26 protein-coding genes and 1 tRNA gene are annotated in these 23,126 nt (G+C 63.4%); 10 read left to right on the top strand and 17 right to left on the bottom strand.

The window, feature by feature from the left end:
* Positions 1 to 22: 22 nt before the first annotated feature.
* Both ubiG and FAA86_RS08285 read left to right on the top strand, forming a co-directional pair.
* On the top strand, positions 23 to 778 hold the full coding sequence (ubiG, locus tag FAA86_RS08290) for a bifunctional 2-polyprenyl-6-hydroxyphenol methylase/3-demethylubiquinol 3-O-methyltransferase UbiG (RefSeq protein ID WP_136539665.1): 756 nt from the start codon (positions 23 to 25) through the stop codon (positions 776 to 778).
* Positions 775 to 1,326 (top strand): DUF924 family protein, encoded by a 552-nt coding sequence (locus FAA86_RS08285; RefSeq protein ID WP_136539663.1) that lies wholly within the window; start codon positions 775 to 777, stop codon positions 1,324 to 1,326. Before ubiG ends, FAA86_RS08285 begins: the two co-directional genes overlap by 4 nt.
* A 6-nt stretch (positions 1,327 to 1,332) precedes the next feature.
* Here the strand turns inward: FAA86_RS08285 and FAA86_RS08280 are convergent, their stop codons facing one another.
* Genes FAA86_RS08280 through FAA86_RS08260 form a run of 5 tightly spaced genes read right to left on the bottom strand, consistent with a single transcriptional unit; the run spans position 1,333 to position 4,288 of the window.
* Positions 1,333 to 1,917 carry a DUF3291 domain-containing protein gene (locus tag FAA86_RS08280; RefSeq protein ID WP_113462136.1) on the bottom strand — a complete coding sequence of 195 codons (585 nt, stop codon included), beginning with the start codon at positions 1,915 to 1,917 and terminating at the stop codon, positions 1,333 to 1,335.
* On the bottom strand, positions 1,914 to 2,342 hold the full coding sequence (locus FAA86_RS08275; RefSeq protein ID WP_113462135.1) for a DUF1178 family protein: 429 nt from the start codon (positions 2,340 to 2,342) through the stop codon (positions 1,914 to 1,916). The genes FAA86_RS08280 and FAA86_RS08275 overlap by 4 nt, the downstream gene beginning before the upstream one ends.
* Positions 2,339 to 3,196: a carbon-nitrogen hydrolase family protein gene (locus FAA86_RS08270; RefSeq protein WP_136539661.1), complete on the bottom strand. Its 858-nt coding sequence runs from the start codon at positions 3,194 to 3,196 to the stop codon at positions 2,339 to 2,341. Before FAA86_RS08270 ends, FAA86_RS08275 begins: the two co-directional genes overlap by 4 nt.
* A gap of 14 nt (positions 3,197 to 3,210) precedes the next feature.
* On the bottom strand, positions 3,211 to 3,465 hold the full coding sequence (gene grxC / locus FAA86_RS08265; RefSeq protein ID WP_136539659.1) for a glutaredoxin 3: 255 nt from the start codon (positions 3,463 to 3,465) through the stop codon (positions 3,211 to 3,213).
* A 46-nt stretch (positions 3,466 to 3,511) separates the two neighbouring features.
* Positions 3,512 to 4,288, bottom strand: coding sequence for a ComF family protein (locus FAA86_RS08260; RefSeq protein ID WP_136539657.1), 777 nt, complete (start codon positions 4,286 to 4,288; stop codon positions 3,512 to 3,514).
* A gap of 71 nt (positions 4,289 to 4,359) precedes the next feature.
* On the opposite strand from FAA86_RS08260, the gene FAA86_RS08255 reads away from it, so the two are divergent.
* Entirely contained in the window at positions 4,360 to 5,244 is an 885-nt protein-coding gene (locus tag FAA86_RS08255; protein ID WP_136539655.1) for a methyltransferase domain-containing protein, read from the top strand.
* Between the two features lie 8 nt (positions 5,245 to 5,252).
* On the opposite strand, the gene FAA86_RS08250 is transcribed toward FAA86_RS08255, so the two are convergent.
* The 6 genes from FAA86_RS08250 to FAA86_RS08225 all read right to left on the bottom strand — a co-directional run bounded on the left by FAA86_RS08250 (position 5,253) and on the right by FAA86_RS08225 (position 9,256).
* Complete coding sequence (locus tag FAA86_RS08250; RefSeq protein WP_113462130.1) at positions 5,253 to 5,426, bottom strand: Flp family type IVb pilin; 174 nt, start codon at positions 5,424 to 5,426, stop codon at positions 5,253 to 5,255.
* A 58-nt stretch (positions 5,427 to 5,484) separates the two neighbouring features.
* Positions 5,485 to 5,805, bottom strand: coding sequence for a hypothetical protein (locus FAA86_RS08245; protein WP_113462129.1), 321 nt, complete (start codon positions 5,803 to 5,805; stop codon positions 5,485 to 5,487).
* 98 nt (positions 5,806 to 5,903) lie between these two features.
* Positions 5,904 to 6,317, bottom strand: a complete 414-nt coding sequence (gene mutT, locus FAA86_RS08240; protein ID WP_136539653.1) for an 8-oxo-dGTP diphosphatase MutT — start codon at positions 6,315 to 6,317, stop codon at positions 5,904 to 5,906.
* Positions 6,314 to 7,090 carry a GNAT family N-acetyltransferase gene (locus FAA86_RS08235; RefSeq protein WP_113462127.1) on the bottom strand — a complete coding sequence of 259 codons (777 nt, stop codon included), beginning with the start codon at positions 7,088 to 7,090 and terminating at the stop codon, positions 6,314 to 6,316. The genes mutT and FAA86_RS08235 overlap by 4 nt, the downstream gene beginning before the upstream one ends.
* Before the next feature lie 7 nt (positions 7,091 to 7,097).
* The gene (gene argJ, locus FAA86_RS08230) at positions 7,098 to 8,339 is read right to left on the bottom strand and encodes a bifunctional glutamate N-acetyltransferase/amino-acid acetyltransferase ArgJ (RefSeq protein WP_136539651.1); all 1,242 of its coding nucleotides are present in this window, start codon (positions 8,337 to 8,339) and stop codon (positions 7,098 to 7,100) included.
* Positions 8,340 to 8,404: 65 nt separating this feature from the next.
* On the bottom strand, positions 8,405 to 9,256 hold the full coding sequence (locus FAA86_RS08225) for a peptidylprolyl isomerase (protein WP_136539649.1): 852 nt from the start codon (positions 9,254 to 9,256) through the stop codon (positions 8,405 to 8,407).
* A gap of 245 nt (positions 9,257 to 9,501) precedes the next feature.
* Here FAA86_RS08225 and secA point away from each other — a divergent pair, with 245 nt between their 5' ends.
* From secA to FAA86_RS08205, 4 genes are all read left to right on the top strand, one after another.
* On the top strand, positions 9,502 to 12,198 hold the full coding sequence (gene secA, locus FAA86_RS08220; protein WP_136539647.1) for a preprotein translocase subunit SecA: 2,697 nt from the start codon (positions 9,502 to 9,504) through the stop codon (positions 12,196 to 12,198).
* Positions 12,199 to 12,306: 108 nt separating this feature from the next.
* Complete coding sequence (locus tag FAA86_RS08215) at positions 12,307 to 13,512, top strand: acyltransferase family protein (protein WP_136539645.1); 1,206 nt, start codon at positions 12,307 to 12,309, stop codon at positions 13,510 to 13,512.
* Between the two features lie 61 nt (positions 13,513 to 13,573).
* A complete protein-coding gene (locus tag FAA86_RS08210; RefSeq protein WP_136539643.1) occupies positions 13,574 to 14,968 on the top strand; it encodes a lipopolysaccharide biosynthesis protein in 1,395 nt (464 codons plus the stop codon).
* Positions 14,965 to 16,236 (top strand): GNAT family N-acetyltransferase, encoded by a 1,272-nt coding sequence (locus FAA86_RS08205; RefSeq protein WP_136539641.1) that lies wholly within the window; start codon positions 14,965 to 14,967, stop codon positions 16,234 to 16,236. The genes FAA86_RS08210 and FAA86_RS08205 overlap by 4 nt, the downstream gene beginning before the upstream one ends.
* Before the next feature lie 33 nt (positions 16,237 to 16,269).
* Here the strand turns inward: FAA86_RS08205 and FAA86_RS08200 are convergent, their stop codons facing one another.
* The 3 genes from FAA86_RS08200 to FAA86_RS08190 form a co-directional block, all read right to left on the bottom strand.
* Positions 16,270 to 17,904, bottom strand: a complete 1,635-nt coding sequence (locus FAA86_RS08200; RefSeq protein ID WP_136539639.1) for an AMP-binding protein — start codon at positions 17,902 to 17,904, stop codon at positions 16,270 to 16,272.
* A gap of 178 nt (positions 17,905 to 18,082) precedes the next feature.
* Positions 18,083 to 18,571 (bottom strand): hypothetical protein, encoded by a 489-nt coding sequence (locus tag FAA86_RS08195; RefSeq protein WP_136539637.1) that lies wholly within the window; start codon positions 18,569 to 18,571, stop codon positions 18,083 to 18,085.
* Between the two features lie 22 nt (positions 18,572 to 18,593).
* Positions 18,594 to 18,678 (bottom strand) — tRNA-Leu (locus FAA86_RS08190).
* Between the two features lie 177 nt (positions 18,679 to 18,855).
* Here FAA86_RS08190 and FAA86_RS08185 point away from each other — a divergent pair.
* Together FAA86_RS08185 and FAA86_RS08180 are read left to right on the top strand one after the other, a co-directional pair.
* Positions 18,856 to 19,437, top strand: a complete 582-nt coding sequence (locus FAA86_RS08185) for a YqaA family protein (RefSeq protein WP_113462118.1) — start codon at positions 18,856 to 18,858, stop codon at positions 19,435 to 19,437.
* An 11-nt stretch (positions 19,438 to 19,448) separates the two neighbouring features.
* Positions 19,449 to 19,964 carry a disulfide bond formation protein B gene (locus FAA86_RS08180; protein ID WP_136539635.1) on the top strand — a complete coding sequence of 172 codons (516 nt, stop codon included), beginning with the start codon at positions 19,449 to 19,451 and terminating at the stop codon, positions 19,962 to 19,964.
* Positions 19,965 to 20,015: 51 nt separating this feature from the next.
* Here the strand turns inward: FAA86_RS08180 and FAA86_RS08175 are convergent, their stop codons facing one another.
* Both FAA86_RS08175 and FAA86_RS08170 read right to left on the bottom strand, forming a co-directional pair.
* Positions 20,016 to 20,573, bottom strand: a complete 558-nt coding sequence (locus FAA86_RS08175) for an HNH endonuclease (protein WP_113462116.1) — start codon at positions 20,571 to 20,573, stop codon at positions 20,016 to 20,018.
* A gap of 106 nt (positions 20,574 to 20,679) precedes the next feature.
* Complete coding sequence (locus FAA86_RS08170) at positions 20,680 to 21,324, bottom strand: DNA-3-methyladenine glycosylase family protein (protein WP_113462115.1); 645 nt, start codon at positions 21,322 to 21,324, stop codon at positions 20,680 to 20,682.
* Positions 21,325 to 21,368: 44 nt separating this feature from the next.
* On the opposite strand from FAA86_RS08170, the gene gluQRS reads away from it, so the two are divergent.
* Positions 21,369 to 22,265 (top strand): tRNA glutamyl-Q(34) synthetase GluQRS, encoded by an 897-nt coding sequence (gluQRS, locus tag FAA86_RS08165; RefSeq protein WP_136539633.1) that lies wholly within the window; start codon positions 21,369 to 21,371, stop codon positions 22,263 to 22,265.
* On the opposite strand, the gene FAA86_RS08160 is transcribed toward gluQRS, so the two are convergent.
* On the bottom strand, positions 22,236 to 23,126 hold the full coding sequence (locus FAA86_RS08160) for a YihY/virulence factor BrkB family protein (RefSeq protein WP_136539631.1): 891 nt from the start codon (positions 23,124 to 23,126) through the stop codon (positions 22,236 to 22,238). The two genes, gluQRS and FAA86_RS08160, sit on opposite strands and share 30 nt — an antisense overlap.

The following is a 23,126-nucleotide window of genomic DNA, read 5'->3' as shown; positions in this document are numbered from 1 at the left end:
AATTGCCGCAGGAGGTTCCATCATGAGTGCAGAAGCACGCACCACCATCGATCAATCCGAGGTCCACCGCTTTTCCGCCATGGCGGCCGAGTGGTGGGATCCGACCGGCAAGTTCAAGCCGCTGCACAAGATCAATCCGGTGCGCTTGGCCTATATCCGGGAGAAGGTCATCGAGCATTACGGCCGCGACCCGAAAAGCGCGCGCCCGCTCGAAGGTCTTCGCGTGCTCGACATCGGCTGCGGCGGTGGCCTTCTCTCCGAACCTGTCGCCCGTATGGGCGCGAGCGTGCTTGGCGCGGATGCATCCGAGAAGAACATCAAGATCGCCATGACCCACTCCGCCCAGAGCGGCGTCGAGGTCGACTACCGAGCGGTCACGGCGGAAGCGCTGGCCGCCCAGGGTGAGACCTTCGACATCGTGCTCAACATGGAAGTCGTCGAACACGTCGCCGATGTCGATTTCTTCCTGTCGACCTGCGCCTCCATGGTTCGCCCCGGCGGCTTGATGCTGGTCTCCACGATCAATCGCACGCTGAAGGCCGCAGCACTCGCCATCGTCGGCGCCGAATACGTCCTGCGCTGGCTGCCGCGTGGCACGCATCAGTATGAAAAGCTCGTCCGTCCGGAAGAAATCGAGCGCCCCCTGTCTGCCAACGGCATGCATGTCCTGGAAACCAAGGGCGTCTTCTTCAATCCCCTGCAGAACCAGTGGAACCTCTCGGCCGATATCGATGTGAATTACATGATGCTCGCCGCCCGCCCGGGTCAGACGGCATGAGTTCCCCGCACGACGTCATCGAATGCTGGCTCCGCCACGGCCCTGAAGCCTGGTTCTCCCGCAACGAAGCACTCGATGCCGAAATCGAGGCGGACTACGCAGACCTGCACTTCAAGGCGTCACGCTGCGAATTGTCGGATTGGGAAGAAACGCCGGAAGGCACGCTCGCCCTGCTCCTGCTTCTCGATCAATTCCCGCGCAATCTCTTTCGCTGCAGCGCCCATTCCTATGCAACGGATCCGCTGGCACGCACGACGGCGCATCGTGCGCTCGCCAAGGGCTTCGACAAGCGCGTCGAACCCGTCCTGCGGCCCTTCTTCTACCTGCCTTTCGAGCATTCGGAAGAGGTGGAAGATCAGAAGTTCAGCGTCTCGTTGTTTGAGAAGCATCGCGACGAGACCGGCGATGCCGAGCCCCTGAAATGGGCGATCGTCCATCTCGAACTGATCGAACGCTTCGGCCGCTTCCCGCATCGCAATGCAGCCCTCGGCCGCCAGACGACGGCAGAAGAACAGGCCTATCTCGACAACGATGGTTTCAAGGGCTGAACGGGCTCAGACGGGCAGGGTCTCGACACGCTCGAGCAGGTCGGCCTGCCCGCTCGCGTTTTCCGCCGCAAGCGTCTTCACCCGGGCCCGGTCGATGGTGAGCGCGCTTCCATCGGGGCCGAAGGCGGACTTGAAGCTGAAGGCCTCGGGCGTGGGGCCGCGATCGGCGAGCATCTCGAACCGCTTGACGGCCTCCTCCCAGTCCGGTCTCCTGCCGGCAGGCACCCAGAAGAGCACCAGCGGCGGCCATTCCTGCACCATATTCCAGTTGCGCGCATGCTTGAGGGCGTCCGCATGCACGCCGGTATAGGTAAAGGCCATCAGACTCTCGATGTCCTGCCAGAGCGAGAGCGACGACACGCCGGCACCATCGCCATGCTGGGCGAGAAAGCGGGGAAAGACGAGAGGACCCCAGCTGCGTGGTCCAGGAACACCCTTGTATCCGGATCTTGCGACAAAACCTGCAGCCCGTTCCGCCGCCGCAAAGTTCATCGGCTCCCGTAGGACGAAGCCGCGAACGGCCGCACTGTCGGAGGCATCGACATGGATGCCGAAATTGTAAATCGCCAGATGGTAGGCGCCCGCCGTCAATTGACGTCGTCCGGCAGGACCGGCAGCGGCGCGATCTCGATGCCTTCCTCGATCAGCGACTTGACCTCGACGGGCGAAGCCTGACCAATGATGCCGCGCGCTTCCGCCTCGCCGTAGTGGATCTTGCGCGCTTCCTCGGGAAACTTCTCGCCGACATCCTCGCTGCTCGCACGGATCTCGCGGATCGCTTCCTTGAGCTTCACAAAGGCCTGTTTCTGTACTTCCGAGACCGCCAGCGCCTGGGTCTCTTCCTTCTGACGCGCCGTCGAGACTGCCGGTGCCATCAGCACCTTCGACACCTCCGGCGAACCGCACACGGGACAGGTCAGATAGCCCGATGCCTTCTGACGGTCGAAATCGGCACTTTCGGAAAACCAGCCCTCGAATTCATGCGCTTTTTCGCAGCACAGGGAATAGCGGATCAAACCGTGACGCCTCCCTTGGCCAGCACGGGGGCGATGTCGAGCGCGAAGTCGCGACCATTCTTGAGGTTCGGGATCTTCGCCCGGCAGGCCTTGACCGCCTCGAGATCGATCTCGGCAACAATGACGTCCTCACCGGTCCCGCCGGCCGACGCCAGCACCTTGCCCCAGGGCCCGACAATCATCGAGTGGCCGAAGGTCTCGCGACCGTCCTCATGCACGCCCGCCTGCGCAGCCGAGATGACATAGGCGCCGTTTTCGATGGCACGCGCGCGCAGCAGGATCTCCCAATGCGCTTCGCCGGTCTGCTTGGTGAAGGCGGCCGGCGTCGTCAGGATCTCCGCACCCGCCATGGCCTCGGCCCGGAAGAGATGCGGGAAGCGCACGTCGTAGCAAACGCCGAAGCCGAGTTTGGCAAAGGGCAAGTCCGCCACCACCGCCCGTTCGCCCGGGCGGTAAACCGCGCTCTCGCGCCAGCTCTCGCCATTGTCGAGATCGACGTCGAACATGTGGATCTTGTCGTAGGAAGTGATCTTCTTGCCGTCGGGACCGAACAGGAAGGCCCGGTTGGCAATCTTGCCATCGGCGAGCTTGATGGCGGTCGACCCGACATGCAGATGAATGCCGAGCTCCTTGGCAAGCTCCGAAGCCTTCTTGACGATAAGGTCCGTCTCCTCGTCGCGCAGCACGGCCGCAAGACCGGCGCGATCCTTCTGCACGGCACCGGTCATTTCCGGCGTCTGCACATAGATCGCCCCGCGCCGCGCGGCCTCGCGCACGAGGCGCGCCATGGCCTCGGCATTCTTCTCCGGATCGACCCCGGAGCACATCTGGACGGCAGCAGCCTTGAACACCATGATCGGTTTAATCCTTACTGAGCAAGAAGCGGATCGAGCTTGCCGGCCCGGTCGAGTGCATGCAGGTCGTCGCAGCCGCCGACATGCCGGCTGCCGATGAAGATCTGCGGGAAGGTGTTGCGGCCGGACTTTGCGATCATTTCCTCGCGCAGGTCGGGCTTGCCGGTGGCGTCATGCTCCGTATAGGCGACGCCCTTCTTGTCGAGCAGCGCTTTTGCGCTGGCGCAGTAGCCGCAGAATTGCCGTGTATAGATCGTCACGTCAGCCATGGAATTCTCCACCGGAAAGCATCGGAGGGACAAGGGATTGGACCCTTCATATAGGCCCGGCGAGCGCCCTTGCAAAGGTCAAAACAGTGACATCCGCAGCCCCTGCCTTTTTCAGGGCAGTCGTCGCCGCACTCACCGTCGCCCCTGTCGTGTAGACATCGTCGATCAGCACCAGCCGTTTTCCGAAGATGAGATCCGCCCGTCCCTCCGGCACCTCGAAAGCACCGCGCACATTGAGCGATCGTTGGTTGGCCGTCAGCCCCACCTGTTGCTGGGTCCGCTTGCGTCGCACCAGGGCTTCCGCCAGAAAAGGCTTGCCCGATTGGCGCGCCACATGCCGCGCAAGCTCGGCCGACTGGTTGAACATCCGCCGAAACATCCGCATGCGATGCAAGGGCACCGCCAGGATCGCATCGGCCTCTGCGACTTCCAGCGAGGCCGCCCGAACCATCCAGCCTGCCATCATCGGGGCGAGATCCACCCGGTCCCGGTATTTCAGATCATGCACCAGATGGCGCGCCACCCCCTCATGCAGGGCAACCGAGCGGAGCCGATCGAAGACCGGCGGCTGTGCGATTGCCTGCGGTGATACCATGCCCTCGCCGGGATCATGCGCAAAGGGCAGGCCGAGCACGGGGCAGTATGGTTTTTCGATCAGCCGCATCTCCCCCCAGCAGGCCGGGCAGAGCGCGTGATGGCTGGCGACACGGCCATGGCAATGCGCACAGGCAGGTGGATAGACGAGATGAAAGAGCCCGCGCAGAACCGTTCCGGCATGATGCCGGCTGACGGATGCGCTTTTCTGCACTAAATGAGCCCACATGCATCGACTTTACGCCGCATGCGGCGTCCGGCCAATGCCCGAAACCATGCCGAAATCCCGGGATACCTGCCATGAACGAGCTTTTCGACGAGGCGCTGATCGCCCGCAACCGCGAGCGGGCGCTTGCCCGCAACGGCGCCGGATCGGATTTTTTGCTGGAACTCACCGCCCGCGAACTGGCTGACCGGCTGGCCATCGTCCAGCGCCACTTCGATGATGCCGTCGAACTCTTCGGTGGTACGGGCCTCACTGCCAAAGCAGCGCTCGCCACGGGCAAGATCGGCCAGCTGCGGCGGATCGAGACCAGCGCGAGCTTCGGCGACGAGGACCATGAGGTTCGCGCCTCGAATTTCGAGAGCGTGCCCCTCGAGCCTCAGTCGGTCAACCTGATCCTGTCGCCGCTGTCGCTACACCTCACCAATGACACGCCGGGCATGCTGATCCAGATGCGTCGCGCCCTGAAGCCGGATGGCCTGCTTCTCGCGGCGATCCCGGGTGCCGGCACTCTGGCGGAACTGCGCGAAGTGCTGCTTGCAGCGGAAACCGAGATCTACGGCGGCGCAAGCCCCCGCGTCGTGCCCTTTGCCGATATCAGAGACATCGGCGCGCTCCTGCAGCGCGCAGGCTTCGCCTTGCCCGTCATCGACGAAGAAAGCTTCACCGTCCGTTATGATCACATCTTCGCGCTGATGCGGGACCTGAAGGCCATGGGCATGGCAAACCCCTTGAAAGGCCGCAGCCGCCGTCCTGTCTCGCGCAAGTTCTTCCTGCGTGCAGCCGAACTCTATGCGGAGCGCTTCTCAGATCCGGATGGCCGTATCCGCGCCACCTTCTCGATCGTCTTCGTATCGGGCTGGGCGCCGCACGAGAGCCAGCAAAAGCCGCTCAAGCCCGGTTCGGCAAAAATGCGCCTCGCCGACGCGCTCGATCCTACGAAGCGCATCATCGAGCCCTGAAGGAAGGATCAGTCGTTGGCGTCTGCAAAGTGGGTTTCGACGGTGTTGAACGTGTTCAGCAGCGATCCCGTGAAGGCGCTATAGCCGGACAGCAACGCCACACTGATGATGGCTGCAATCAGGCCGTATTCGACGGCGGTTGCCCCGCGCAGGTCGGACATCAACTGACGGAAGAGATGCATTCTGGCTCCTGATGATCTGGACCCGAGATGGTTGCCCCCCGCCCCCGGCCATGTTGGGTTAGCAGCCGGGGCCGGAGCCGTAGCCGTCGATGATGCAGACGGAGCCGGGCGTTTCCTGAAGCACGCTGCGGCGGATCGTGTACCGCTTGCCGCTGTCGTCCTTCGGGATGGACCCGGTGGTGATCATGTCGAATTCATCCGGCTGAAAGGCCAGAGTTTTGCGGTCGGTCTTGGAAGCAAGCATCGGCGTCAGGACCAACGACAAAGCGATCGCGGCCGTGCCGAAAAGCAGGGCGATGTTCAGGACCCCGGTCCTACCAGTCTTGATCGAAGACCGCTCTCGGGACCGTGCGGCCTTCCAGAAATCCTCGTTTACCATATTACGCTCCACACACGTATCCGACGCATGAACAGAGCGTATATTGCGGTCAGGGTTATAAACTTTTGATTAACGACAGCGATACAAACAGAGACTTCTTACAGAAGGTCCTGCAGAACGGGAATGAGCGGTTCGTCCGCCGGCGGCATTGGATAGTCGCGAAGAGCCTTGGCCTTCACCCACTTGATCGCCTGCCCCTCGCGGCCCTGCGGAATACCCTCGTAGCGCCGGCAGATGTAAAGCGGCATCAGCAGATGAAACGTCTCGTAGGTATGGCTGGCAAAGGTCAGCGGCGCGAGGCAGGCGACCTTGGTCTTGATGCCGAGCTCTTCCTCGAGTTCCCGCACCAGCGTCTCCTCCGGCGTCTCGCCGGCTTCCACCTTGCCGCCCGGGAATTCCCAGAGCCCTGCCAGCGATTTGCCCTCGGGGCGTTGCGCGAGCAGGATCCGGTTGTCGGTATCAACAAGCGCGCAGGCCGCGACCAGCAGGATCGGCTTCTTCCCCTCGGTCATGCGGCAGCCTTTCGCCAGTAGACGTAACGATAGGCTTCCGCGAAACCCATCTTGCGATAAAGCGCCAGCGCTTCGGCATTGTCGGCGACGACCTGCAGCCAGGCGGTGCGGGCACCGCGCATCCGCGCCCAGCGCAGCGCCGAACTCAGGATCTCGACGCCAAGCCCCTGTCGGCGACGATCCGCCCTGACCGCAAGCGACAGGATGCCCGCAAGGTCGTTGTCCTGCACGCAGAGTGCGGCCGCAAGCGGCCCTTCGGCCGCATCTTCGATAACGAAAAGACCCGATGGCGGCTTGATGCCGGTGATGATCTCCGCGAGCGCCGGCTTCAGCGTGGGATCGCTGCCATGCACCGCAATATCCGCGTCCACATAGCGCCCGACATCCTGCGTCGGCAGATGGTCGAGCGTGTCGGGAAAAGTCATGCTCGCGAGATCTGCGGTCATCGTCACCACTTCCTCGAAGCTCTCCCAGCCGTCAGCGGCCAGGAAATCGATGAGCGGCTTCGGTGACAGCGGCGTCTGGCGCACCAGGAGCGGACGCCCGTGCGCTTCGAAGCGCTTGCCAGCCTTCTCGATGCGGATCGCGATGTCGCGGCTGTCCGAGGGATCGAGCGGCACGATGCAGTTCAGCCGCTTGCCCGGATGCCCGCCGGTCAGCCGCACCTGCCAGCTGCCGTCATAGACGACGTTGCTCGCCGGCCAGGCCCGGAAGCCGACCGCCTCGAGACGCCGGACGAGCGGCAGGTTAGGATCGCTTACCATTGCATGCATTCAGACGTCAGCTCCGATAGTCGCCATTGATGGCGACATATTCCTTGGTGAGGTCGCAGGTCCAGACGGTTGCGGTGCCGGAACCGAGACCGATATCGACGGTCACCGGGATGTCCTCCCGCTCCATCACGGCGGTTGTCGCCTCTTCCGAATAACCAGGATCGCGCTCGCCGTTGACGGCAACACGAACATCGCCGAACCAGATCGCCAGACGATCGCGATCGGCCATTTCGCCCGACTTGCCCACCGCCATGACGATGCGGCCCCAATTGGCATCTTCGCCGGCAACGGCCGTCTTGACCAGCGGCGAGTTGGCGATCGAGAGCGCGATCTTCTTCGCCGCCAGATCGCTCTCGGCGCCCTTGACGGTGATCTCCACCATCTTGCGAGCCCCTTCGCCATCGCGGACGACCTGCAGCGCGAGATCCTTCAGAAGATCGTTGAGTGCCGTCTTGAATTCGCCGAGCCGGGCATCGCCCGCGTCGCTCACCTCCGCCTGCCCATCGGCACGCGCAGCGCCCGTTGCAAACAGCATCAGCGTGTCCGAGGTCGAGGTATCGCTGTCCACGGTGATCGAATTGAAGCTCGGCTCGACGCCAGCAGAAAGAAGTCCCTGCAGGGCGGCCGGCGCGATATCCGCATCCGTCACCACGAAGGACAGCATCGTCGCCATGTCGGGTGCGATCATGCCCGCACCCTTGGCGATCCCGTTGATGGTCACGGTCACACCGTCAATCTTGGCACTGCGGGTCGCGACCTTCGGGTACGTATCCGTGGTCATGATCGCCTTGGCTGCCTCGAACCAGAAATCACCCGTCGCGTCCTTGGCCATCTGGTCCAGGACACCGGCAAACTTCGTCGCATCCAACGGCTCGCCGATGACGCCGGTCGAGGCGAGATAGATTTCGTTCTCGCCACAGCCGAGTGCTGCAGCCGCCGATTTCGCGGTAAGCTCCGTCGCAGCCTTGCCCTTCACGCCGGTAAAGGCATTGGCATTGCCGGAATTGACGACAACGCCACGCGCCACGCCATGCGGCAGGTTCTGCCGGCAGAAATCGACCGGCGCCGACGGGCACTTCGACTTGGTGAACACACCCGCGACGGCAGCCGGCTGGTCGAAGGCCATCAGCAGCACGTCGGTGCGGTTCTTGTACTTGATGCCCGCTGCGGCGGTTGCCATCCGCACACCGCGGATTTCAGGCATCTCGGCATAGGTTTTCGGAGCGAGGGGAGAAATGCTGGAAGACATGGCGCGGCCCGTAATGGAAGGCCCGCAAACTGCGGGCCTTGAGAAAAACAATGATGCGGCGAAGCTTACTGCTGCTCGGCCTTGTTCGCCTCTTCATAGCCCTTGCGCAGGGCTTCGTCGGTGATCTCGATCTTCTGCTCGCTCTTCGCCTTTTCGATGAGCGCGAGATACTTGTCGCGCATCACCAGCTGGCGCACCTGCTGCTCAACGGCTTCGAAAGCCGGCGGCGGCGCATCGCGCTTGTCTTCGAGCAGAATGACGTGGAAGCCGAACTGGGTCTGGACCGGGGTCTTCGTATAGGCACCCTTTTCAAGCGCAAAGGCAGCCTGTTCGAATTCCGGTACCATGCGGCCCTTGGTGAAGTAGCCGAGATCGCCGCCTTCGGTCTTGTTCGGATCCGTCGACTTTTCCTTGGCGATTTCGATGAAGTCCTTGCCGGCATCGAGATCGGCGATGATCTGCTTGGCCTCTTCCTCGGTCTTGACCAGGATGTGGCGGGCGCGAACCTCTTCCTGCTTCGGAAGCGCTGCGATTTCCTTTTCGTAACGAGCCTTGACCTCGTCCTCGGTCACGGCGTCGACGACGTTCTTCTTGAAGAACGCATTGTGCAGCTCGCGCTCGGCGATGAAGGCCATGCGGCGCTTGTATTCCGGGTCGTCCTGCAGGCCGGCAGCGGTCGCGTTGGCGGCGAGCAGCTTCACGTCGATCGCGCCCGAGAGAGCGGCAACCTTCTTCTGTTCGTCAGGAAGCTGGGCCAGCTGCGGATCGAGGTTGGCGATCGCCAGATCCAGTTCCGACTGGGTGATCTCCAGGTCACCGACCTTGGCGACGACCGTGGCGTCCTGAGCAAAGGCCGCGCCGGTCAGGGCCGAGATGGAAACGCAGGCGGCAAGCACGATTTTGTTGAGGCGAAGCATGAAAGACCTTTCGGATGGTGAACCGTTTGAAGACCGTTCGAATCGGGCAAAAGATTGTCAGATGCCCGGCGACCGAGGGGATTTGGCACCAGCCTGCGCCGTTGACATCATTCGACCCCCCTCTTATCTGTCACGCAACCTCGCGTCCAGAGTAGTTTCGGGACGCATTGTGCCTATTCGACCGCGCTAATGGTGGTCCGGAAGGTACGTCAACGATATGACGAAGGTCAGAAAGGACCATCGATATGGTCAGTCTTGGTGGACTTGCGCGCAAAATCTTCGGCTCGTCGAACGAGCGTCGGGTGCGCTCCTATGGACCGCGTGTTGCGGCGATCGGCGCCCTCGAAGAAAAGATGAAGGCGCTGTCGGATGCCGAACTTGCCGCCAAGACCGAAGAATTCAAGGCACAGCTCGCCGCTGGCAAGACCCTCGATGACATCCTCGTCCCGGCTTTCGCCGTCGCCCGCGAAGGTGCCCGTCGTGCGCTCGGCATGCGTCCTTTTGACGTACAGCTGATCGGCGGCATGATCCTCAACGACAATTCCATCGCCGAAATGAAGACGGGCGAAGGCAAGACGCTGGTCGCGACGCTGGCCGTCTACCTCAACGCGCTCGCCGGCAAGGGCGTGCATGTCGTGACCGTCAACGACTATCTCGCCCGCCGCGACGCCGCCACCATGTCGAAGATGTACGGCTTTCTCGGCCTGACCACGGGCGTCATCGTCCACGGCCTCTCCGACGACGAGCGTCGTGCGGCCTATGCCTGCGACATCACCTACGCGACGAACAACGAACTCGGCTTCGACTATCTGCGCGACAACATGAAATACGAGCGCGCCCAGATGGTGCAGCGCGGCCATAACTTCGCGATCGTCGACGAAGTGGACTCAATCCTCGTCGACGAAGCCCGCACGCCGCTGATCATCTCCGGTCCGCTCGATGACCGCTCTGAACTCTACAACACGATCGACGCCTTCATCCCGCTTCTGTCGGAAGAAGACTACGAAATCGACGAGAAGCAGCGCTCGGCCAACTTCTCGGAAGTCGGCACCGAAAAGCTCGAAAACCTGCTGCGGGAAGCCGGTCTCCTGAAGGGTGAAAGCCTCTACGACGTCGAAAACGTTGCAATCGTCCACCACATCAACAATGCGCTGAAGGCCCACAAGCTCTTCCAGCGCGACAAGGACTACATCGTCCGCAACGGCGAGATCGTCATCATCGACGAGTTCACCGGCCGCATGATGCCGGGCCGCCGTTACTCGGAAGGCCAGCACCAGGCGCTCGAAGCCAAGGAAAAGGTCCAGATCCAGCCCGAGAACCAGACGCTCGCCTCGATCACCTTCCAGAACTACTTCCGCATGTACAAGAAGCTGGCCGGCATGACCGGTACGGCGGCGACCGAAGCGGAAGAATTCGGCAACATCTACGGTCTGGAAGTCGTTGAAGTCCCAACCAACCTGCCGATCAAGCGTATCGACGAGGACGACGAGGTCTACCGGACCTTCGAAGAGAAGTTCAAGGCGATCATCGAGGAGATCAAGGCCGCCAGCGAGCGCAACCAGCCGGTTCTCGTCGGCACCACCTCGATCGAGAAGTCGGAACTGCTCGCCAACATGCTGAGCCAGTCCGGCTTCAAGGACTTCAAGGTCCTGAACGCCCGCTACCACGAGCAGGAAGCCTATATCGTGTCCCAGGCCGGCGTCCCCGGCGCCGTGACGATCGCGACCAACATGGCCGGCCGCGGTACCGACATCCAGCTCGGCGGCAACCTCGAAATGCGCCTCGAGCACGAACTGGCCGAGATGGAGCCGGGTCCGGAACGCGACGCCAAGGCCGAAGCCATCAAGGCGGAAATCGCATCCCTGAAGCAGAAGGCGCTCGAAGCCGGCGGTCTCTATGTGATTGCCACCGAACGCCACGAAAGCCGCCGCATCGACAACCAGCTGCGCGGCCGTTCCGGCCGTCAGGGCGACCCCGGCCGTTCGAAGTTCTACCTGTCCCTCCAGGACGACCTGATGCGCATCTTCGGCTCCGACCGCATGGACGGAATGCTGCAGAAGCTGGGCCTGAAGGAAGGCGAAGCCATCGTCCATCCCTGGATCAACAAGGCGCTCGAACGCGCCCAGAAGAAGGTCGAAGCCCGCAACTTCGACATCCGCAAAAACCTTCTGAAATACGACGACGTCATCAACGACCAGCGCAAGGTCATCTTCGAACAGCGCATCGAACTGATGGACGCCGCAGACGTATCCGCGACCGTCACCGACATGCGCCATGAAGTCATCGAGACCATGGTGGGCATCCACGTTCCCCCGAACGCCTATGCCGAGCAGTGGGATGTCGCCGGCCTCAAGCAGAAGGTCGCGACCACCCTCAACCTCGACCTGCCGGTCGATGCCTGGGCGGCGGAAGAAGGCATCGCTGAGGACGACATCTACAACCGCATCATGGAAGCCGCCGACAAGGCCTATGCGGAGAAGTCGGAACGCTTCGGCCCCGAGCTGATGGCCTATGTCGAGCGCTCCGTCGTTCTGCAGACCATCGACAACCTCTGGCGCGAGCACATCGTCAACCTAGACCACCTGCGTTCCGTCGTCGGTTTCCGTGGCTACGCCCAGCGCGACCCGCTGCAGGAATACAAGGCCGAAGCCTTCGAACTCTTCCAGGCCCTGCTCGCAAACCTGCGCGACGCCGTGACCATGCAGATGTCGCGCGTCGAACTGGTACGGGAAGCCCCGCCGGCACCGACCCCGCCGCCGATGCAGGCCCATCACATCGACGCCACGACCGGCGAGGACGATGTCGGCGAAGGCTCGGCCGTCCCTGCCAGCGATCGCGATCCGCAGGATCCGAAGTCCTGGGGCACCGTCGGCCGCAACGAGCCCTGCCCCTGCGGCTCCGGCAAGAAGTACAAGCACTGCCACGGCGCGCTCGAGGCCTGATCCCCAGGCCCTCCGGTTTGAGGCTTTCTCAACATTTCGCCTGTAGTCTCCGATGATGAGGGGAACCGCGCCGCCCGGCCCGGTTCCCCTTTTCCTTTGGAGGTCGGAATGTCGGCTGGTTCAGCACGGGAGCATCAGTGGGATTCGCTGCGCGCGTTCCTGATGCTTCTCGGCATCCCCTACCACGCCGCCATGGCCTACAATGCACGCGTCCTCTGGGATATCCAGTCGCCCGACAAGAGCGAGATCCTCACTTTCCTCAGCGGCTTTCTCGTCACCTTCCGCATGCCCGCCTTCTTCATGGTCGCCGGCTATTTCGCGGTGATGATGCTGGAGAAGCGGCCGCCCGTGCTTTGGCTGCGTGGCCGCCTGACCCGTCTCGGTGTCCCCTTCCTGACCGGCCTCGTTCTGCTTGCCCCGCTCCAGATCGCGCTGATCGACCTCAACGGCGCGATGACGGGCACCACGCCACTCCCGACAGCGCTTGATCGCGCCGTCTCAGACGTGCTCCATCCGGGCTTCAGCTGGATCATGCACCTCTGGTTCCTGCCCGCGCTGATGGCCTACAGCATCCTGCTGGCATTGGCATGGCGACCCCTTCACCGGCCACCCTTGGCGAGCCTGGTGGCACGCATCCATCGCCACGCTGTCGCCCATCCCTTAATGAGCCTCTCGGCCCTCGCCTTTGCGATCGCGGGTTGGGAAGTCAGCGTCCACCTCTCCCATCAGGCCATCCTCTCGCTGCCCGGCACGCTGCCCTATCTCCTCGCCCACGGCATCGACCCCTATCTGCGTTACCTGCCCTTCTTCCTGGTCGGCGCGACCCTGAGAAGCGCACCGGCCATCCGGAAAGCCTTCGTCTGGCAGAAAGGCTGGCAACTCCCGACAATTGCCATCACCACAGCCGTTCTGGCATCCCTCCTGCGCGGGCGCGGCGCTTCCGAGATCGAGGCGCTTTACAACGCCGTCGACGGTGCCGCCGCCATCCTTCTCAGCCTTGTCGTCATCGGCATTGCCGAACGCTTCTGGAACCGGCCGGATGCCCGCGTCGACCGGATCGTCGACGCCTCCTTCACGATCTACCTCCTGCATCATCCGATCATCTACGGCCTCGCCACGATCGGGCTCCTGGTCCACTGGCCACCGCTCCTGGAATTCCTCCTGATCTGCCTGGTGACCCTCGTCCTCTCCTATGCAGCACACCGCCTGATCCGCCTCTCGCCGCTTGCGCTCTTCCTCTTCAACGGCCTGCCGATGAGCCGCAAATCCCTGGACGACAGCCGTCCGCAAAGCGGCATCACCACACTTCGTTAACCCTGATCTGTCATCACTGGAGCCCACACCCGATCCAGCGAGAAGTATTGCGTCCGTACCGATGACTGTTCTGGAGACAGCGGAAAAATGGTTGCCCGCGGGCCAGCGTCTGGTCCGTGCGCTCCGTGCCGAAGACGAGACGGCCCGCGCCCAGCGCATGGCTGCGACCGCCTTTGCCATCCGCGTGGTCAGCGCCGGCATCGCCTTCGTTTCGCAGATCATCCAGGCCCGCCTGATGGGCGAGTTCGAATACGGCATCTTCGTTTTCGTCTGGGTGCTCGTGGTGCTGGCCGGCAACTTCTCCTGCCTCGGCTTCCACACCGCCGTCATCCGCTTCCTGCCGCAATATGACCTCGAGCGTGCCGAAGCCGAAATCCGTGGCCTCACCTCCACGGCGCGCCTCTTTGCCATGACCAGCGCCAGCATCCTGGCTCTCACAGGCATTTCGGCCCTGCATCTCTTCGGCGACAGCATCGAGCACTATTACCTCGTGCCCCTCTTCCTCGCCGTCTTCGCCCTCCCGATGATCGCCCTCGGCGATGTGCTGGACGGCACGGCCCGCGCCAACCGCTGGGCAATCCTCGGCCTGAGCCCGACCTATATCGTCCGCCCCAGCCTGATCCTGATCTTCATGCTGGGCGCGGTCGCAGCTGGCGCGCCCGCAACCGCCGTCACCGCCATGCAGGCAGCCCTCGCCGCGACCTATGTCACCTCGCTCGGCCAGTTCCTGATGGTCGATCGCCGCCTGATCAACCGCTTTGCCAAGGGCAGCCGCCGGATCGACTTCTCCGCCTGGATCAAGGTCGCCCTGCCGATCTTCTTCATCGAAGGCTTCGGCTTCCTGCTCACCAATTCGGATGTCATCGTCGTCGGCTTCTACCTGCCGCCGGACCAGGTGGCCGTCTACTTCGCCGCGGCAAAGACCATGGCGCTCGTCCAGTTCGTCTTCTTCGCCGTCAAGGCCGGCGCCACGCCGCGCTTTTCCGGCCTGATCGCCGAGAACGACCGCCAGGGCCTCGCAAGCTTTGCCGTCACCGCGGCCCGCTGGAGCTTCTGGGCGTCGCTTGTTGTCGGCGCCATCGTGCTGATGCTCGGCGAACTGCTGCTCGGCCTCTTCGGCTCCGCCTTCACGGCAGGCTATGTCCTGATGGTCATCCTCTTTGCCGGCAACATGGCCAAGGCCCTTGTCGGTCCCGCCGAAATGCTGCTCACCATGGCCGGCCGCCAGCAGCTCTGTGTCGCCGTCTACGCCGTGGCGCTCGCCTGCAATATCGGCCTCAACATCACGCTGATCCCCGCCTGGGGTCTGGCAGGCGCCGCCACCGCAACTGCGACGGCCATGAGCGTCGAGGCGCTCCTTCTGCACCTGGCCGTCCGCCGCGCACTCGGCATCACCGTCTTCGCGCTTGCCACGCCGCATGCCCTGACGCCCCGCCCGGAGGCCGTCCACCCATGAGCGATCGCATCTACAACGAGAGCATGAACAGCGACGCCAACCGTCTGGTTGGCAGCCTCGCAGGCGGCCCCACGGCCCCCGTCGCCGATCTGGAAGTCTCGGTCGGCCGCCCCGGACGGCGGCTCAGCGTCTATCCCAGCCAGATGGGCTACGAGCTTCAGGACGAGCTCGAATACCTGACCTACCGCGTGATGGAGGCCAACGTCTTCTTCGCGCCGCGTTTCCTGGCACCCGCCATGCCGCGCCTGGAAGAGCGTCAGGTTCGCTTCGCCGTCATCCGCGACGAGGACGAGCGCCGCTCGCGTCTGCGCCTGCTCTTCCCCTTCTCGGTCGAAAAGCCCGGCTTCTCCGTCGGCCCCTCAATCATCCGCGTCTGGGCCAACCCCTTCGGCCCGCTCGGCACCCCGCTCGTCGATGCCGAAGGTGCCGCCGAAACCATCGACAACCTGCTCGAAGCGCTCGCAAGACCGGAAGCGCGCCTTCCCGGCCTGCTGGTCATCCCCGACCTTCGCCTCGAAGGCCGCTTCGCCCAGCTTGCCCGTGCCGTCGCGCTTGCCCGCGACCTGCCGCTCACCGTCACCAACGAATTCCAGCGGCCCATGCTGCAGAGCTTCGAGGATGGCCCGAACTACCTGCAGGCGGCTCTGAACAAGAACCATCTGCGCGAGATGCGCCGCCAGTTCCGCCTGCTCTCCGAGCATGGTTCGGTCACCTACAACGTCGCCCGCCAGCCGGACGAGATCCGCGTCCGAATGGAAGAGTTCCTGGCCCTGGAAGCAAGCGGCTGGAAGGGGCGCAAGCGCTCCGCCATGGTCAACGACCGCCTGCGCGCCGCCTTCGCCCGCGAGGCGATCACCAATCTCGCCGAAGCCGACGCCGTGCGCATCCACACGCTCGATCTTGACGGCCGGGCCATCGCGTCCATGGTGGTCTTCATCATGGCTGGCGAGGCCTATACCTGGAAGACGGCTTTCGACGAGACCTATGCCCGCTTCTCGCCGGGCAAGCTCCTGATGGCCGATCTCACCGAATGGCATCTCGACGACGCCAACATCGTGCGCACCGACAGCTGCGCCGTGCCGGACCATCCGATCATGAGCCGCTTTTGGCAGGAGCGCGAAGCCATGGGCACGCTGGTGATCGGCTTGAAGCCGAACGCGGACCGCGACGTCCGCCAGGTCGGCGCGCAGCTGCACATGTATCGGAACACCCGCAACATCGCCCGCATCCTGCGCGACAAGGTTCTGAACCGCCGCCTCGGCAACTGAGCGCGCGACGGGCAGAGCGGTCACTCTGCCGTTTCAGCTGGCCTTGGCGATTTCCTGATCCCGCAGCAGCCGGCGGATCACCTTGCCGCTCGTCGTCAGCGGAAGCTCGCCCACAAACTCGATCTCGCGCGGATATTCGTGCATCGAGAGCCTGTTCTTCACCCAGTCGCGGATCTCGGCAGCAAGGGCCGGATTGCCGGCAAAGCCGTCTTGCAGCACGACGAATGCCTTGACGATTTCCGTCCGCAAGGCGTCCGGCTTGCCGATGACGGCGGCCAGCCGCACTGCGGGGTGCCCGATCAGGCAATCCTCGATTTCCGCGGGGCCAATGCGATAGCCGGACGAGGTAATCACATCGTCGTCACGGCCGAAGAACTGCACATAGCCGTCCTCGTCCTGCCGACCAAGGTCACCCGTCTTCATCCAGTCGCTGACGAACTTGTCCGCCGTTGCCTTCTCGTTGTTCCAGTAGCCCAGGAACATCACCGGGTCCGGACGCCGGATCGCCACCTGCCCCGTTTCGCCGACCGGCACTTCCTGTCCGTCGCCGTCGATGATCGCGACCTCGTGGCCCGGCACCGCCTTGCCGATGAAGCCACCCTTGGTCACGCCGAGATGGGCGGCCGAGGAGAGCACGAAATTGCATTCCGTCTGGCCATAAAATTCATTCGGCACGATGCCGAGCACCGACTTCACCCATTCATAGGTCTCGCGACCTAGGGATTCGCCCGCCGAGCCGATGCTGCGCAGCACAAGATCATGAGCCTCGCGCGGCGCCTCCACGACCTTCAGGAGCCGAAGGGCCGTCGGCGGAATGAAGGCATTGCGCACCTTCATCTCCGACATGATCCGGAAGGCCATATGCGGGTCGAACTTCTGCGCCGGCGAGGACACGACCGGAACGCCGAGCATCAGGGCCGGCAGAAGGGCATTCAGAAGCCCACCCGCCCAGGCCCAGTCGGACGGAGTCCAGACCTTGTCGCCAGGCTGCGGCAAATAGTCATGCGCCAGCTGGAAGCCGGGGATATGGCCGGCAAGCACCCGATGCCCATGCAGCGCGCCCTTGGGCGGCCCTGTTGTTCCCGAGGTGTAGATCATCAGCGCCGGCGTATCGGGACCGCTTTCGGCGATCTCGAAATGGGTGGGCCGCCCATCGATCAGCGCGTGGAAGCCCATGACGTCAGGCCCGGGCCCGTCGATCGAAATCACCGTCTCCAGCGCCGGCAGCCTCGCCTTGATCGTCTTCAGGCGCTGAAGACCGAAGCTGTTGGTCACGATCACCTTGGCGCCGGCATCCCGCAGCCGGTATTCGAGCGCCTCTTCGCCGAACAGCAGCGCCAGCGGAAGCGCAATCGCGCCCATCTTGTAGATCGCGACATGCGCGACGACGGTTTCGAAGCTCTGCGGCAGGAGCAGCGCGACGCGGTCACCGACCAGAACATGGAGATCGGTCAGCGCATGCGCCAGCGCGGAGGATTGCGCGGCAAGCTCCCGATAGGTCATCGAGAGGTGTTGGCCGTCGGGAGAGAAATGCTGGAGGCAGACCTGATCCGGCGCCTTGGCTGCCCATTCGTCGGAGACCACGCGTCCGATGTTGAAGTCGGCAGGAATATCCCATCGGAAATCCCGGCGAAGTGCCTCGAAAGTATCGCGCGGCTCAAGCAGCATGGCTGAGGTTCCGGATCGTCATGCTGTCTCTGCTAACATTCATCTCGCAGATGCACAACAAAAGGCTGAAATCAGCATGAACGGGGGGGAAATGTTGCGTCACGACGCCTGCTTGCATGATGTCGCAAGGGAGACGCGATCGATCAGGCTCACACGAGAGGGCGAGACCGGCTATCGGTCAGGCCTTTTTCTGCGCCGCTTCCGCACGCATCAGGGCGACAAGTGCCTTCAACTCGCCACCGCGCACCATCTGGGCCGGAGTGCGGCCACCGAAATTCTCGAGACGATGGCTGCGATACCACTTCTCGGCCACCTCTTTCGATCCAAGGCGCTTGAGCGCGAGCGCGAGGACCAGCGCCTTGGCATCCGCCGCCGAAACGGTGCCGGCCTCGATGGCTGCATCGATACGCGCGATCTGCGACTGGACCGACTGCTGCTTTAGCTTCTGGCGCATGGCCGCGACCTGCGGCGCGACGGGTGCCACGATATTCACCTTGGCCTTGCCGTCTGCTGCCGCCACCGGAGTTGCAAGGACGGGCGCCGCGGCCTTAGCCTTGCGCTTGCCCTTGGTCGCGACGGGCTTCGCCACGGCCTTCGGCAAAAGCGCCGCATCCACGACCACCTGCTTGACGGGCTGGGGGATACGGATCTTGCCGGAAGTGCTCATCGCGTCTGCCTCTTTGGGATGGTGGTGCCCCATGCCGGAATCGAACCAGCACTCCTTTCGGAACTCGATTTTGAGTCGAGCGCGTCTACCAGTTCCGCCAATGGGGCACATGAGCGTCGGTTGGACTGCGCCGGACTATACGAGGCAGGGTGTGACGGTCAACGCCTTTTTCGCGGTGACATCACACAAACCCAAGCGATTGCAGCAGGCAGAAGCTGCCCCGCCATTTACACCGGGCAACGAGGCTCCTAGAACGCAGCAGAACTTGCAGAACGGAACACTCAATGCTTCGCCGCATCTACGACTGGACGATGTCCCTTGCCGGCACCCGGCATGCCGATCGGGCCCTCGCCGGCGTCTCCTTCATCGAAAGCTCCTTCTTTCCGATCCCCCCGGATGTCCTGCTCATCCCGATGGTGATCAGGCGCCGCAGCGACTGGTTCAAGCTGGCTCTCATCTGCACGGCGGCATCCGTTCTTGGCGCATTCCTGGGGTACGCCATCGGCATGTTCCTCTTCGAAGCGATCGGACGGCCGATCCTCGCCTTCTACGGCAAGGAGGATGCCTTCGAGCAGGTGGCCGGCTGGTACAACAGCTGGGGTGGCTGGGGCGTCCTCTTCGCCGCCATCACGCCCTTCCCCTACAAGGTGCTGACGATCTTCTCCGGTGCCACCGGCCTCAATTTCATCGTCTTCACCGTCGTCAGCATCATCGGCCGCGCCTTCCGCTTCTTCCTCGTTGCCTTCCTGCTGAAGCTATATGGCGAGCCCATTCGGCTCTTCATCGAGAAATATCTCGGCCTTCTTTTCACCCTCTTCATGGTGCTGCTGATCGGCGGCTTCTATCTCGTCAAATTCGTGCTCTGAGAGTGTCGCAGATGAATTCCCTTCTCTCTCCCTTCAAGTCCGACGCAGCCCTCGCCGCTCTCCTAACCTTCGGCATGGCGCTGGTCGTCGGCTCGGCGCTCGGCTTCGAACATATCGGTGGCTACGTACCCTGCGCGCTCTGCCTGATGCAGCGCAATCCCTATTACATCGGCATCGGCGTCGGCGCCTTGGCCATCCTGTCTGCCGTCTTCCGCCTGCCGCCCGTCGTTACCAAGGTCCTGCTGGTGGCGATCGCACTGCTGATGCTGACGGGCATGGGCCTCGGCATCTACCATTCGGGCGTCGAATGGGGCTTCTGGGAAGGTCCCGCCAGCTGCACCATCGGCGCCACGGGCGGCGATACCCCGGTCAATGTGCTGGAAGCCTTGAACGCCACCAAGGCGCCTTCCTGCACCGAGGCGACGCTTCGGGTGCTGGGCTTGTCGTTCGCAGGCTGGAACGTGCTGACCAGTGCGGCCCTTGCAGCCCTGGCGCTCTGGGGCGTCTTCCGCAAGCCGGCTAACTGAGGCAGGCCAGGGCGGCGCAACAGCGCCGCCTCTCCGGGTCGAATGCAGGCCTTAGGGCTGCAGTTCGGTATCCCAGTAAAGATAGTCCATCCAGCTTTCATGCAGGTAGTTCGGCGGGAAGAGCCGGCCGTTGTTGTGCAGGTCCTGGACGGTCGGCCGATACGGCGTCTGGTGCGGGTGCATGCCGGCCTGCTTCGGGAGTTTCGATCCCTTGCGCAGATTGCACGGCGAGCAGGCCGCCACGACATTCTCCCAGGTCGTCTCGCCGCCATGGGCACGCGGGATGACGTGGTCGAAGGTCAGGTCTTCGGGCGAACCGCAATACTGGCACTCGAACTTGTCGCGCAGGAAGACATTGAAGCGGGTGAAGGCCGGGTTCCGGGTCGGCTGAACATAGGTCTTGAGGCTGACCACGCTCGGCAGCCGCATCGTAAAGCTCGGCGAGCAGACGGAATGATCATACTCGGCGATGATGTTCACACGGTCGAGGAAGACCGCCTTGATCGCGTCCTGCCAGGACCAGAGCGACAAGGGATAATAACTCAGTGGCCGGTAGTCGGCATTCAGGACGAGCGCCGGCAGGGCCTGGGGAGAAACTGCAATCGTCAAGGCGTACTCCTGAGCGATTCGGCATCTGCCCTTCTATATTAGGTCCGTTGTTACAGCATTGTGAAGCCTGAATCTTTGAGCCGCATTGCGACCTCTCGGCGCGGGCTCATCGGGGCAGCGCGACACGTCCGGTGATCCGCGCATAATGCGCCCAGAAGAGGCGCGCCGCGACCGATCGGACCGGCGCCCAGGCCTGTGCGAGTTCGGCGACGACATCGGGTGCGGGTCGCTCGCCGGCGAAGAACACGTCGCCCACCGAGATCCTCAGCGCCACGTCTCCCACGGGAAAAATATCCGGGTGGCCGCCGCAGAACATCAGATAAACCTCAGCTGTCCAGGGGCCGACACCTTTCAGGCCGGTCAGGGCCGCCATCGCCGTTTCGGCCGGCATCTCCGCCAGTTCGTCGAGCCGGAACGGACCGCCGAGATCGGCCTTGGCGGCTGCTTCCAGCGCCTGCGCCTTGCCGCGCGAGAGACCGAAGGTGCCGATCAGTTCCGGTCCGAGCGCGAGATAATCCTCCGCCAGCGGCCGATTGCCCAGCACCGCCGTCATGCGCCGCCAGATCGCATCGGCACTCGCCCGCGACACCATCTGCGAAACGATGATCGAGGCAAGCCCCGCAAAGCCCGGAGCGGAAAGCCGAAGCGGCAGCGGCTGGCAGACCTCGGCGATCGGACAGAGCCTGGGATCGCGGTCGAGCAGAAGGGAAAGCCCCGCAGCGAGATCGTCCTCGCATCGGATCGTCGTCAACCCTGTCCCCTTTTCCTCATTCCACTCTCATGCGAAGGAAAAGCATGACCGAACGCGATCGTCAAACCGCCGGCAAGACTGCCCCCGTCTTTCGTTTCGCGCCGAGCCCCAACGGCCGGCTGCATCTCGGCCATGCCCTCTCGGCCCTCCTCAATGCCGACATGGCCAGAAAACAAGGCGGCCGCCTGCTGCTGCGCATCGAAGATATCGACCTCACCCGGTGCACGCCCGAACTCGAACGGGCCGTCATCGAGGATCTCACCTGGCTCGGCATCCCCTTTGAGCGCCCCGTGCGGCGGCAATCCGAACATTTTCCCCTCTATCGCGAGGCGCTCGACCGGTTGAAGGCGATGGGCCTGGTCTATCCCGCTTTTCTGACCCGCGGCGAGGTGAAGGCCCGCGTCTCTGCCTTTGAACGTGAAGGCGGCCTTTGGCCCCGCGACCCCGATGGCGCGCCGCTTTATCCGACCGAAGAGCGCGAACTGTCGGCAGCAGAGCGGGAGAGAAAGCTGGCCACCATCGATCGCCATGCCTGGCGGCTCGACATGGAAAAGGCGCTGAGCCTCGTTGGAAAGCCGCTCACCTGGCAGGAAACGGGCGACGGGCACAAGGGCGAGATCGAGGCGGACCCTGCCGCCTGGGGCGATGTCGTGCTGTGGCGCTCCGACGCGCCCTCGAGCTACCACCTCGCCGTCACCGTCGACGATGCAGCCCAGGGCGTGACCCATGTCGTGCGCGGCCTCGATCTCTTTCACGCCACCGCGGTGCACCGCCTGCTGCAGGAGCTTCTGGGTCTGACCGCTCCCGTCTACCACCACCACCGGCTGATCCCGGGGCCGGATGGCCGCAAGCTGTCGAAAAGCCTCGGCGATACGGCGCTCTCAGCACTGAGGGCAGAGGGCAAGACGCCTTCAGATATCCGCGCCATGGTCGGGATTTGAGATCCCGGCGGGTGCACCCTTCACCGGAACCACCCGGAACTTCATCAGCGCCGCATTGAATTCGGCCCCGATGATGAAGATCGCGCCGACCATGTAGAGGAAGACCAATACGACCATGATGGAGGCGAGGCCGGCATAGGTGGCGGCATAATTGGCAAACGAGGAGAGGTAGTAGGCAAAGAGCAGCGCCCCGACCAGCCAGAGGGCCAGCGTTAAGAGCACGCCCGGCAGCACATCGACCAGCCGCCGACGCCCGGCCGGGAGCCCCAGGTGGAAGACGACCAGCCCGACGACGAGGAACAGCACGGTGCCATAGATGCGCCAGTTGGCGATGATGGCGAGGAAGTTTTCGAGCAGCGGGAAATAGCGTTCGGCAAAGGCGAGCGCCACGGGCACGGCAACGAGCAGCGCGCTGATCGCCGCGAGCACCACGACGGCGCCGAGTACGAAGCCGAAGCTGACGAGGCGGGTCACGTACCATGGCCGCGTTTCGGCCACGCGATAGGCGCGGTTCAACGAGATCCGCAGCGCCTCGACCCCGTTGGAGGCGAAATAGGCGGCCGCCAGAACCGAGATCGTCAGAAGCCCGCCGCGCGGAATGGTCAGCACCTGCACGACCTGATCCGACAGGGGCTTTGCGATGGTCTCCGGCCAGGTGTCGAAGATCAGATGCACCGCCGTCTCGGCAAACTGATCCGCACCGAGAAAACTCGCAAGCGTCGTGCCGAAGATCAGGAACGGGAAGACCGCGAGCAGCGCGGAAAGCGCCACATGGCTCGCCATGGCCCAGCCGTCATCCTCGGAAAAATGCCACAAGGCATCGAACACCACCTTGTAGAGCATGCGCAGGGAAGTCTGCAT

The sequence above is a fragment of the Rhizobium rosettiformans W3 genome, assembly GCF_004912135.1.
Lineage (GTDB): Bacteria > Pseudomonadota > Alphaproteobacteria > Rhizobiales > Rhizobiaceae > Allorhizobium > Allorhizobium rosettiformans.
The sequence above is the reverse complement of the archived record's forward strand: the minus strand, read 5'-3'. Positions and strand labels throughout refer to the sequence as shown.